Genomic DNA, 12,442 nt, shown 5'->3' with positions numbered 1-12,442 from the left:
TACGGTCGACGCGTGACTCCCCCCACGACCCTGGTCGAGGCGGACGGCAGGACCGCCGTACGTCAGCTGGCGCTGATCTCGGCGGTCCAGGTGATGGCGGTGGCGACGTGGTTCGCCGCGTCGGCGGCGGCGCCCGCGCTGCGCGCCGAGTGGGAGATGGGCCGGATCGGTGAGGCGCTGCTGACGATCGGCGTCCAGCTCGGCTTCGTCGTCGGGGCGCTGGCCTCCGCGGCCACGAACCTCCCCGACCGGGTCGACCCGCCCCGGCTGATGGCGCTCGGCGCAACCGTCGCGGCCCTGGCGACGCTCGCCACGGCCACCCTCGTCGACGGGGTCGTGGCAGGGGTGGCGCTCCGGATCGTGACCGGGACCGCGCTGGCGCTGGTCTACCCGGTCGGGATGAAGCTCGTGGTGAGCTGGTTCGTCGACCGGCGGGGGCTGGCGGTGAGCATCATGGTCGGCTCGCTCACCCTCGGCAGCATCCTCCCGCAGCTGATCGCCGGCTCGCTCGGATCCGCCTGGCGTACGGCGCTGCTCGTCTCGGCCGGGCTCGCGCTGCTGGCCGCGGTGCTGCAGCGGTGGATCGTGGTCGGCCCGCTCGTGACTCGGTCCGACGGCTTCCACCCGGGCGTGGTGCTCGACGTGTGGCGCGACCGCGCACCGCGGCTGGCCAACCTCGGCTACCTCGGCCACATGTGGGAGCTCTACGCGTTGTGGGCCTGGGCTCCTGCCTTCGTCAGCGCGAGCCTCGCGGCCCGCGGCGACCGGCCGTCGGCGGTGACGGTCGGCGTGATCGTCTTCGTGTCGATGGGGCTGTGCGGGCTGCTCGGCTGCGTGGCCGCCGGCTGGCTCGGCGACCGGCTCGGGCTGGCGCGTGCCGCTGCCGGCGCGATGGTCGTCAGCGGTTCGTGCTGCCTGCTGGCCGCACTCGCCTTCGGCGGGCCGGCGTACGTCCTGGTGCCGCTGCTCATGGTCTGGGGCGCGTCGGTGATCGCGGACTCGGCGATGTTCTCGGCCTGCCTGGGCACCGTGGTCGACCCACGCTACGTCGGCACTGCCCTGACGCTGCAGACCGCGCTCGGCTTCCTGCTGACCGTGGTCACGATCCAGCTGGTGCCGGTCGTCGCCGGGGCGGTCGGCTGGCCGCTCGCGGTGGCGATGCTCGGCCTCGGGCCGCTGCTCGGGGCGGTGGCGATGGTGCGGTTGACGCCGCTCCTGTCAGGCCGCTGAGGGGGCAGGTTCGCGAGTGAGTCTCGGGGTTCGTGCCCGTTGTTTCCAGCACACGCCCACGGTCTACCCGGCCGGCCGGCTAAACCACACGACCCCCCTCAGCCCTCCTCGAGCGCCGCCGTCACCCGCCGGTGCGCCTCCCAGATCGACTCGGGAAGCCGGTCGAACTGCTGGAGGTGCTCCTCCCGGAAGCCCATCTCCTGCCGCCAGCGGTCGACGTCGATCGACAGCACCCGGTCGAGGTCCTCCTGGGGGACGTCCATGCCGGTGAGGTCGAGCTCCTCCTCGGTCGGCAGGATGCCGACGGGCGTACGCCGGCCGGTCACCTCGCCGTCCTTGAGCTGCATCAGCCACAGCAGCGGACGGAGGTTGTCGCGGTAGCCGGGCCACAGGAAGTGGCCGTCGTCGGGGTCCTTCTGGAACCAGTTGACGTGGGCGAAGATGGGCTGCTCGGTCGCGGCGCCCACGATGCGCAGCCAGTGCTCGGCGTAGTCGCCCTCGGCGTAGGCCATGAAGGGCCGCATCGACATCGGGTCGTAGCGCAGCTGGCCGTCGACGCCCTCGGCGGCGAAGGTCGCCTCGGCGCCGAGGGTGAGGCCGTCGTAGACGCCCTCGGCGAGGTCGGTGATCGCGCGGACCAGCGGCTCGCGGTCGGAGGTGCGGCCGCCGAAGATGATGCCGTCGATCGGCACGCCCTTCGGGTCCTCGAAGTCCTCGGCCACGTTGGGGACGTTGGCGAGCGTGGTCGTGAAGCGGCTGTTGGGATGGGCCCATGGCGAGTCGTCGCGCGCCGACCGGTCGGAGATCTTCTCGCCCTTCCAGTCGTGCCAGCCGGTGACGTCGGACGGCGGGGCGGGCGTCTTGCCCTCCCACCACACCTCGTGCGTGTCGGTGTTGTAGGCGACGTTGGTGAAGAGCACCTCGGTGCGCTCGGCGACCGACTCCAGCGCGGTGGGGTTGGTGCGCTCGTTGGTGTCCTTGGCGACGCCGAAGACGCCGAACTCCGGGTTCATCCCGTAGAGCCGGCCGTCGGACGGGTCGACCCACAGCCAGGCGATGTCGTCTCCGTAGAACGACACGTGGTAGCGGTCGCCGAGGCCCTCGGGGGCGAGCATCATCGCGAGGTTGGTCTTGCCAGACGCGCTCGGGAAGCCGCCGCAGACGTGCCACTTCTTGCCGGTCTGCTTGTCGGTGATGCCGATCAGCATGAACTGCTCGGAGAGGAAGTCGCGCGAGGCCCACCCGTCGTACGCCGCCTGCCGCAGGCCGTGGGCGATCTTGCCGAGCAGCGCGTTGCCGCCGTACGACGACCCGTAGTGGAGGATCGTCCGCTCGTCGGCGACCGTCACGAACCAGCGCTGGTCGTCGGCGGTGCCCTGGCCGAGGTTGGGCAGGTCGCCGGTGACGTGGACCGCCCGGACGAAGTGGTCCGGCTCGGCGAGCTCGTTGATCAGGTCGATGCCGACGCGGGCCATCCGGATCATGTGGAGCACGACGGTGCGGTTGTCGGTCAGCTCGACGCCGGCGGCGTACTTCTCGAGCGGCGAGCCGGGAGGCGACATCAGGTACGGGATGACGTACATCGTCTTGCCCGCGAGCTGTCCGCGCATCTTGTCCTCGAGCAGCGGCTTCATCTCCTCCGACGGGCGCCAGTTGTTGTAGACGCCCTTGTCGGAGGGGTTGCTGGTGGCGACGACGGTCCGCTCCTCGGAGCGGGCGGTGTCCTTGTAGTAGCTGCGGGAGTAGTAGCGGCCCTCGCCGGCCGGCTCGATCTCCCCGGCGTCGAGCGCCTCGCGGACCAGGCGCGCGTCGTCGGCGGCGCTGACGACCTCGATCCGCTCCGCACCGGTGACCCCCGCCCAGTGCGCGACGTAGGCGCGGACCGCCTCGTTGCGCAACCCGGCAGCGTCCAGGACGTCCTCCACGTCGGGCATCTCGCTCCACCTCTCCGCCGCCAGCAGCACGGCAACCGTGTCGACTGTGGGTGGCACCGTACAAGCCCGGGGGCCCTGTGGGACAGGAGGGTGAGGGCGGGGGCTGCCGGTCAGCCCGCCGAGGTGGGTGCGCCGAGCTCCACCATCCGGTCGAAGCCACCGCCGTTGAGGACGTCGGTGAAGCCCGCGTCCTCCATCCGCTCGACGGCCGCGGCGGCACGTCGGCCGGTGGCGCAGTAGACGACGTACGCGTCCTCCCGCGGCAGGTCGGCGACCGCCTGCTCGAAGTCGTCGGTGCCGATGTCGGCCGGCAGGGCATCGGCCACGTGACCGGCGTCGTACTCCTCCGGGGTCCGGACGTCGATCACGGTCGCGCCCGTCTCGATCCGCTCCCGGACCAGGTCGGCGTCGGCGAGCTCCGGGGCGGGCCCGGACTCGCCGCTGGACGCCCCCTCGGGGTCGCCCGGGACCGCGACCAGCCCGATGACGGTGAGCCCCACGAGACCCACCACGACGGCCAGCACGACGGCCACGACCCGCCCTGCGCTCGACATGTCGCCAGTCTGCCTGCCTGCCGGTGAGGTCCGGCGCTCACCCGACGGGGTGTGGGGCCGGCGGTCCGCCCGATGACAGGTTGGGTCCGGACCGTCAGGGAGGCGGTCCGGGAAGGGAACGAAGATGGAGCTCGTGCTCTGGATCCTGGCCGTCATCCTCGTCATCGCCGGCGTCGTGTCGCTGGTGCGCGGAGCGATGCTCCAGGGGATCCTGCTGATCATCGTCGGGCTGCTGGTCGGCCCGGGCGGCGTGAGCCTGTTCACCTAGGCCGGTCGCACCGCTGACGTGTCGGCGACGGGCCCTATGTTGGGGCCCGTCGCCGATCCACGTCCCGGGAGAGCAGGTGAGCAGCGGGTGACCCTCTTCGTCCACCGGGCCGAGCGCACCGACGTGCTCGCCGACGGCCTGGCCGACCTGCTCCTCGACCCGCTCGAGGACCCCTTCGCCGGCGAGCTGGTCGTCGTGCCCGCCAAGGGGATCGAGCGCTGGCTCTCGCAGCGGCTCTCCCACCGGCTCGGCTGCGGCCCGGACGAGGGTGGGGTCTGTGCGGGGGTGGAGTTCCGCTCTCCGCGCTCGCTGGTCGCCGAGCTGACCGGCACCACGCGCGACGACCCGTGGCGTCCCGACGCGCTGGCGTGGCCCCTGCTGTCCGTGCTCGACACCTGTCTCGACGAGCCCTGGGCTGCCTCGCTCGCGGCCCACCTCGGCCACGGCCGTACCGGTGAGGAGGCCGACCTGCGGCGCGGTCGCCGCTACGCGGTGGCCCGCCGGGTCGCCGGCCTGTTCGCGTCGTACGCCACCCAGCGGCCGCAGGTGCTGGTCGACTGGCTCGCGGGGGAGCCGACCGACGGCCTCGGGCGACCGTTGCCCGACGACCTGGCGTGGCAGCCGCCGCTCTGGCGCGCCCTGGTCGACGAGGTCGCCGCGCCGGCGCCCCACGAGCGGCACGCCACCGTGCTCGAGCGGCTGCGCGGCGGGGCCACCGACCTGCCGGCCCGGCTGTCCCTCTTCGGCCACACGCGGCTCCCGACCACCGAGATCGAGCTGCTCGACGCGCTCGCGACCCACCACGCCGTCCACCTGTGGTTGCCCCATCCCGGTGACGCCCTGTGGCAGGCGCTGAGCGACGCCCCCGGTCCCGGTCCGCGCCGCGACCACCCGGGCCACCTCAGGGTCGGCCACCCGCTGCTGGCCACCCTCGGCCGCGACGTCCGGGAGCTGCAGGCACGGCTGGCCGAGGTCGACACCGTCGACGAGACGCGCCCCGCCCCGGATCGTCCCGACAGCCTGCTGGGCTGGCTGCAGTCCGACCTCTCCGCCAACACCGTCGCCCCGGCCGGTCGCTCGCTCGCCGACGACGACCGCTCGGTCCAGGTGCACCGCTGCCACGGACCGGCCCGCCAGGTCGACGTGCTCCGCGAGGTCCTCCTGGGTCTGCTCGAGGACGACCCGACGCTGCAGCCGCGCGACATCCTCGTGATGTGCCCCGACATCGAGACCTACGCCCCGCTGATCACGGCGGCCTTCGGACTCGGCGAGGTGGTCCCCGCGGCCCACCCCGGCCACCAGCTGCGCGTGCTGCTCGCCGACCGGGCCCTGAGCCGTACCAACCCGCTCCTCGGGGTCGCCGCCCAGCTGCTCGACCTCGCCGGCAGCCGGGTCACCGCGAGCCAGCTGCTCGACCTGGCCCAGGCGCCGGTGGTCCGCAGCCGGTTCGGCTTCAGCGACGACGACCTCGACACGATGGCCGCCTGGGTCCGGCAGGCCGGCATCCGGTGGGGTCTCGACCAGGAGCACCGGGAGCCGTACGGCCTCTCGGGGATCGTCCACAACACCTGGCAGTTCGGTCTCGACCGGATCCTGACCGGGGTCACCATGAGCGAGGACGCGCGCGCGTGGCTCGACGTGACCCTGCCCCTCGACGACGTCGGCAGCAACCGCGTCGACCTCGCCGGGCGGGTCGCCGAGCTGGTCGCCCGGGTCCGGGAGGTCACCGACCGGCTCACCGGGACCCGACCGCTGGGTGCCTGGGTCGAGGCGCTCGCCACCGGCATCGCATCGCTGACCCACACCCGCCGCGCCGACCAGGGCCAGGTCGGACAGCTCCACCGCGAGCTGTCCGGCGTGCTGGGCGAGGCCGGCGCCCGCGCGACCACCGAGCTGCGGCTGCCCGACGTCCGAGCCCTCCTCGGCGACCACCTCGCGGGCCGTCCGACCCGCGCCAACTTCCGCTCCGGGACCCTCACGGTCTGCACCATGGTCCCGATGCGCTCGGTGCCCCACCGGGTGGTGTGCCTGGTGGGCGTCGACGACGGCGTCTTCCCTCGGGTCGGAGCCGTCGACGGCGACGACGTGCTGGCGCGTGACCCCGTGGTCGGGGAGCGAGACGTGCGGTCCGAGGACCGCCAGCTGATGCTCGACGCCGTCCTGGCTGCCACCGAGCGGCTGGTGGTCACCTACACCGGAGCCGACGAGCACACCGGCCAGGCCCGCCCCCCGGCGGTGCCGCTGGGTGAGCTGCTCGATGCACTCGACCGCACCACTCCCGAGCCGATCCGTGAGCGCGTCGTCGTACGCCACCCGTTGCAGGCGTTCGACGTCCGCAACGTCGCGCCGGGCCGGCTGGGCGTCCCCGGGCCCTTCACCTTCGACGAGCGGCTGCTCTCGGCGGCGCGGACCGCGGCCTCGCAGCGCCCCGCCCCACCCGCCTTCCTCGACGAGCGGCTCCCGCCGCGTCGGCCCGACGACGTGGCGCTGGTCGACCTGCTCGGCTTCTTCGCCGATCCGGTCAAGGGGTTCTTCCGGTCCCTCGACGTGACCCTGCCGTGGGAGGTCGACGGTGTGGCCGACGCGATGCCGGTCGAGATCGACCAGCTGGAGACCTGGGGGGTCGGCGACCGGATGCTCGCCGACATGCTGCGGATGGTCCACCCCGACCAGGCGCTCGGCCTGGAGTGGCGTCGCGGGTCGCTGCCGCCCGGCCAGCTCGGGTGGCGCAAGGCGCAGGAGGTGCGCGACCAGGCGATGGCGCTCGCCGTCGCGGCGCTCACCCACCGCCAGACCACCCCGCGCAGCCACGACGTCGACGTCGCCCTGCCCGACGGGCGACGGCTGACCGGCACCGTCGGCCCGGTCTACGACGGGCGGCTCGTCGAGGTCGGCTTCTCCCGCCTCGGCGGCAAGCAGCTGCTGCAGGCGTGGGTGCGGCTGCTCGCCCTGGCGGCCCACGACCCCGACAAGCACTGGACCGCCCTGGTCGTCGGCCGTGCCGCCCGCGGCACCACCGTGGCCCAGCGACTGCTCGGCCCGGCCGACCATGCTCCCGACCTGCTGCTGCGCGACCTCGTCGACCTCTACGACCGCGGCCGGCGCGAACCGCTGCCGCTGCCGGTCAAGACGTCGTACGCCTGGGCCTCGGCGGTCCACCAGGGTGACGACCCGGTGCAGGCCGCCGAGCGTCGCTGGAAGTCGAGCCTGTACCCCGGCGAGAACGAGCTGCCCGCCCACGTCCGGGTCTGGGGTCGGCACGCGCCGCTCCCGGCCGTCCTCGGCGAGGTTCGTCCCGACGAGGACGACCTCGGACAGCCCCACCGCCTCGGTGCCCTGTCGGTCCGGCTGTGGGGCCCTCTCCTGCGCGCCGAGAGGAGCCTGTGATGGCCGGCTCCCCGACGCCCTTCGACCTCACCGGCGCGCTGCCCGCGACCGGCACGACCACCGTGCTCGAGGCCAGCGCCGGCACCGGCAAGACGTTCGCCCTCGCCGGTCTGGTCACGCGCTACGTCGCCGAGGGCCACGCGCGGCTCGACGACATGCTGCTCATCACCTTCGGTCGGGCCGCCAGCCAGGAGCTCCGCGAGCGGGTGCGTGCGGCGCTCGTCGTGGCGGCCGACGCGCTCGACGACCCGACCCGGGTCCCCGACGACAACGCCCTCCTCCGCCACCTGGTCGACGCGCCGGCCGGCGAGCTCGCCCTCCGCCGGGGCCGGCTGTGCGACGCGCTCGCGTCCTTCGACTCCGCGACCATCGCCACCACCCACCAGTTCTGCCAGCTGGTGCTGCGCTCGCTGGGCGTCGCCGGTGACTCCGAGGCCGGCCTGACCCTGGTCGAGAGCCTCGACGACCTGGTGTCCGAGGTCGTCGACGACCTCTACCTCGCGCGCTTCCGGCAGGACCGGGAGAAGCCGCCCTTCTCGCGGGCCGAGGCCGGCGCGCTCGCCCGCGACGTCGTCGCCAACCCCCACACCACGCTGACCCCCGAGCAGCCCGAACCGGGGTCGGGCGCCGCGGCGCGGGTGGCCTTCGCCACGGAGGTGCTGCGCGAGCTCGAGCGCCGCAAGCGCCGCCTCGGCGTGCTCGGCTTCGACGACCTGCTCAGCCGGCTGGCCCAGGCGCTCGCCGACGACGACGCACCGGCGAGGCAGCGGATGCGCGACCGGTGGTCGATCGTCATGGTCGACGAGTTCCAGGACACCGACCCCGTGCAGTGGGACGTGCTCCACCGCGCGTTCGACGGCGCCAGCACCCTGGTGCTGATCGGCGACCCCAAGCAGGCCATCTACGCCTTCCGCGGCGGAGACATCGCCACCTACCTCACCGCCGCCGAGGGCCGCGACGTCCGGACCCTCGACACCAACTGGCGCAGCGACCAGCCGCTCGTCGCGGCCACCCACGCGGTGCTCCGCGGCGCCAGCCTGGGCGACGACCGGATCCAGGTCCGCGACGTCCATGCCCACCACACCGCCCACCGGCTGGCCGGCGCCCCCCGCAACGACCCGTTCCGGCTGCGGCTCGTCACCCGCCAGCAGTGCGGGGTCCCGCCCCACAGGACGGTCGGCATCGACCGGCTGCGCGACCACATCTCGGCCGACCTCGCGGCCGACGTGAAGGCGCTGCTGGCCAGCGATGCGACGTACGACGGGCGTCCGGTCGCGGCCGGTGACGTCGCCGTGATCGTCGAGGCCCACAAGGACGCGCGAGCCTGCCGCGACGCGCTGGCCGCGGCCGGGGTCCCCGCCGTCTACACCGGTGACACCGACGTCTTCTCCTCACGGGCGGCCGCCGACTGGCTGTGCCTGCTCGAGGCCTTCGAGCAGCCGCAGCGCAGCGGCCTGGTCCGGGCTGCGGCCACCACGATGTTCTTCGGGGAGTCCGCTGCGAGCCTCGCGGCGGGGGGCGACGATCTCACCGACCGGGTGGCCCACACGCTGCGGGAGTGGGCCGACCACGCCCGGGAGCGCGGGGTGGCGGCCGTGCTGGAGGCGGCTCAGGTCGCCGGGATGGGCGACCGGGTGCTGGGCTGGCAGGGCGGCGAGCGCCACCTCACCGACCTCGCCCACCTCGCGCAGGTGCTCCACGAGACCGCCCACCGGGAGCGGCTCGGGTCCCCGGCCCTGCTCGACTGGCTGCGCGACCAGACCTCCGAGCGGCGCGGGGCGGGCGAGCGCAACCGGCGCCTCGACAGCGACGCCAAGGCCGTCCAGATCATGACGGTGTGGGTCAGCAAGGGACTCCAGTACCCCCTCGTCTACCTGCCGTTCGCGTTCAACCGCCACGTCCCCGACCCGGTCAACGTCCTCTACCACCGCGGGGCCGAGCGGTGCCTGGACATCGGCGGCCGTCGATCCGGCTTCGCGGCGATCCAGGCCCTGGGCCGGCAGGAGTCCGCCGGCGACGACATCCGCCTCACCTACGTCGCGCTCACCCGTGCGCAGTCGCAGGTCGTCGCCTGGTGGGCACCGTCCTGGGAGGAACCCCACGGCGGCCTCTCCCGGCTGCTGCGCGGCCGGGGACCGGGTGAGGCCACCGTGCCCGAGCAGGCTCCCGGCCGGCCGTCCGACGAGGAGATGATCCAGCGGCTCCGCCACTGGCAGGAGGAGGGAGGACCCTCCCTGGAGCGCTCCGAGGTCGTCGCCGCACCCGAGTCACCCGTCGCTGAGCTGCCGCCCGGACTGTCGGTTCGCCGGTTCACGCGGTCCATCGACACCGCCTGGCGTCGTACGTCCTACTCCGGGCTGCTGCGCTCCGCCGGCGACGCTGTGGGCGTCGCCAGCGAGCCCGAGGTCGGCGTCGTGGACGACGAACCCTTCGAGACCCCCGTCATGGTCGCCGAGCCCCCGGCGGCGGGGGCCGAGCTGCCCTCCCCGATGGCGGACCTGCCCGGTGGCGCCGACTTCGGGTCGCTCGTCCACGGGGTGCTCGAGGAGGCAGACCCGCTCGCCCCCGACCTGGAGGCCGAGCTCGCGCGCCACGTCGCCGAGCAGCTCCCGTGGTGGCCGGTCGACGCCACGCCCGGCGAGCTCGCCGCTGCCCTGGTCCCGCTCCACCACAGTCCGCTGGGGCCGTTGCTGCCCGAGCTCACGCTGGCGCAGATCGGCCGGCACGACCGGCTGCGCGAGCTCGACTTCGAGATCCCGCTCGCCGGCGGCGACCTCGGGCCGTTCCCCGACATCCGGGTGCGTGAGCTGGCCGCGGTGCTCGACCACCACCTCGAGGCAGACGACCCCGTCCGCCCCTACGCCCACCGGCTGCGCGAGCCGGGCCTCGGTGACCAGTCGCTGCGGGGCTACCTCTCCGGCTCGATCGACGTCGTGCTCCGGGCGCCCGGGCCGCGCTACCTCGTGGTCGACTGGAAGACCAACTGGCTCGGTGAGGGCGAGGGCGCGCTCACCGCCGCCGACTACGCCCCCGACCGGGTGCGCGAGGCGATGCTCCACTCCGACTACCCCCTGCAGGCGATGCTCTACACCGTCGTCCTCCACCGCTACCTCCGCTGGCGCCAGCCCGGCTACGACCCCGAGGTCCACCTCGGCGGCGTCCTCTACCTCTACGTCCGGGGGATGTGCGGCCCCGACACCCCGGTGGTCGACGGCCACCCCGCCGGCGTCTTCAGCTGGCGCCCACCTGCGGGCCTGGTGACCGACCTGTCCGACCTGCTCGACGGGAGGCGACCATGAGCGTCGTCGAGGATCCCCACGACGTACGGATCGCCGTGGGAGCCACCGGGTTGCTCCGCGACCTCAACCGCGCCGGCGTCCTCGACGCCGTCGACCTCCACGTGGCCGCCCGGGTGACCACCCTCGCCCACGACGAGGACCCCCTGGTCGCGCTGGCCGTCGCCGTCGCCGTCCGCGCGGTGCGGGGCGGGTCGGTCTGCGTCCGCCTCGACGGGCTGGTCGCCGAGGACGACGAGGTCGCCTGGCCCGATCCGGCCACCTGGCGCGCGGCGATCGCCGCCAGCCCGCTGACGCGCGATCCCGAGGTGCTCCACCTCGAGGACGACCGCCTCTACCTCGACCGCTACTGGCGCGAGGAGGTGCAGGTCTGCACCGACGTGCTCGCCCGGGCGAGCACCGGCCGGGTCGAGCGTCCGGAGGGCCTCGACCGGGTGTTCCCCCTCACCGGCTACGACGAGCAGCGCGACGCGGCCGCCCTGGCGCTCGCGCAGCCGACGACCGTGCTCACCGGCGGCCCCGGAACGGGCAAGACGACGGCGGTCGCGGGGCTGCTGGCGCTGCTCGCCGAGCAGGCCGAGCAGCAGGGCGCGCCCCGGCTCCGGATCGCCCTGGCAGCTCCTACCGGCAAGGCGGCGGCGCGGTTGCAGCAGGCGGTCGAGAAGGAGGTGGGCAACCTCCGCGACGAGGCCGATCGCGGCCGGCTGGCGGGGCTCCGGGCGATGACGCTCCACCGGCTGCTCGGCACCCGTCCCGACACCTCGGCCCGGTTCCGCCACCACCGAGACAACCGGCTGCCCCACGACGTGGTGGTCGTCGACGAGGCGTCGATGGTGTCGCTGACGATGATGGCGCGGCTGCTCGAGGCGCTGCGCCCTGACGCGAGGCTGGTGCTGGTGGGCGATCCCGACCAGCTCGCCTCGGTCGAGGCCGGGGCGGTGCTCGCCGACCTGGTCGACGGCCTCGGCGCGCGACGCGACGTCGAGGTCGCGGCCCTGGCCACCTCCCACCGGTTCGGGGAGGCCATCGGCGCGCTGGCGGCGGCGGTCCGCGACGGCCGGGCCGACGACGCGGTCGCGTTGCTCCGTCAGGGCGACCCCCACGTCGTGTTCGAGGAGACCGAGGACCCCGGCCCGGTGCTGCGCGACGTGCTCCTGCCGCGTGCTCGGCAGCTGCGGCTGGCGGGCCTCGACGGCGCGGCCGACGAGGCACTGGCGCTGCTCGACGGCCACCGGCTGCTCTGCGCCCACCGTGACGGTCCCCATGGCGTCCACCACTGGAACCACCAGGTGGAGCGCTGGCTCAGCGAGGAGCTCACCGAGGGCCTCTGGTCCGCCTGGTACCCCGGTCGCCCGTTCCTGGTGACCGCCAACGACTACGGCCTCGGCATCTACAACGGCGACACCGGGGCCGCCGTGCTCCGACGCGGGGTCCTGCGTGCGGTCGTCGCCGGTGTCACCGGCCCGCTCGACCTCGCCACCTCCCGGGTGAGCGACGTCGAGACCATGCACGCGATGACCATCCACAAGAGCCAGGGCAGCCAGGCCGGCGAGGTCACGGTCCTGCTGCCCGACGTCGAGTCGCGCCTGCTGACCCGCGAGCTCCTCTACACCGCGATCACCCGGGCCCAGGACCGGGTCCGCGTCGTCGGCAGCGAGGCATCGGTCCGCGCCGCCGTCGACCGGCCCGTGGGACGTGCCAGCGGCCTGCGGGAGCGGCTGCGCGAGGGCGGCTGAGCCGCGCGTTCCACCCCTCGTGCGGTGTCACGTCGCG

General features: G+C 74.1%; 7 protein-coding genes. 5 read left to right on the top strand and 2 right to left on the bottom strand.

What is annotated here, in order from left to right:
* Positions 1 to 12: 12 nt before the first annotated feature.
* The gene (locus EXE57_RS10795; RefSeq protein ID WP_208542819.1) at positions 13 to 1,230 is read left to right on the top strand and encodes an MFS transporter; all 1,218 of its coding nucleotides are present in this window, start codon (positions 13 to 15) and stop codon (positions 1,228 to 1,230) included.
* Positions 1,231 to 1,328: 98 nt separating this feature from the next.
* Here the strand turns inward: EXE57_RS10795 and EXE57_RS10790 are convergent, their stop codons facing one another.
* Entirely contained in the window at positions 1,329 to 3,164 is a 1,836-nt protein-coding gene (locus tag EXE57_RS10790; protein WP_135077391.1) for a phosphoenolpyruvate carboxykinase (GTP), read from the bottom strand.
* A gap of 110 nt (positions 3,165 to 3,274) precedes the next feature.
* Entirely contained in the window at positions 3,275 to 3,718 is a 444-nt protein-coding gene (locus EXE57_RS10785; RefSeq protein WP_167305876.1) for a rhodanese-like domain-containing protein, read from the bottom strand.
* 124 nt (positions 3,719 to 3,842) lie between these two features.
* On the opposite strand from EXE57_RS10785, the gene EXE57_RS19750 reads away from it, so the two are divergent.
* The 4 genes from EXE57_RS19750 (at position 3,843) to recD (ending at position 12,405) form a co-directional block, all read left to right on the top strand.
* Positions 3,843 to 3,986, top strand: coding sequence for a GPGG-motif small membrane protein (locus EXE57_RS19750; RefSeq protein ID WP_167305875.1), 144 nt, complete (start codon positions 3,843 to 3,845; stop codon positions 3,984 to 3,986).
* Between the two features lie 87 nt (positions 3,987 to 4,073).
* On the top strand, positions 4,074 to 7,373 hold the full coding sequence (recC, locus tag EXE57_RS10780; protein ID WP_135077387.1) for an exodeoxyribonuclease V subunit gamma: 3,300 nt from the start codon (positions 4,074 to 4,076) through the stop codon (positions 7,371 to 7,373).
* On the top strand, positions 7,373 to 10,672 hold the full coding sequence (gene recB, locus EXE57_RS10775; RefSeq protein WP_135077385.1) for an exodeoxyribonuclease V subunit beta: 3,300 nt from the start codon (positions 7,373 to 7,375) through the stop codon (positions 10,670 to 10,672). The genes recC and recB overlap by 1 nt, the downstream gene beginning before the upstream one ends.
* On the top strand, positions 10,669 to 12,405 hold the full coding sequence (gene recD / locus EXE57_RS10770) for an exodeoxyribonuclease V subunit alpha (RefSeq protein ID WP_135077383.1): 1,737 nt from the start codon (positions 10,669 to 10,671) through the stop codon (positions 12,403 to 12,405). The genes recB and recD overlap by 4 nt, the downstream gene beginning before the upstream one ends.
* The last annotated feature ends 37 nt before the right edge of the window (positions 12,406 to 12,442 follow it).

Source organism: Nocardioides euryhalodurans (genome assembly GCF_004564375.1).
In the GTDB taxonomy this organism is placed as follows: Bacteria; Actinomycetota; Actinomycetes; order Propionibacteriales; family Nocardioidaceae; genus Nocardioides; species Nocardioides euryhalodurans.
Note: the sequence above shows the minus strand (reverse complement) of the source record. Positions and strands in the feature narration are given on the sequence as shown.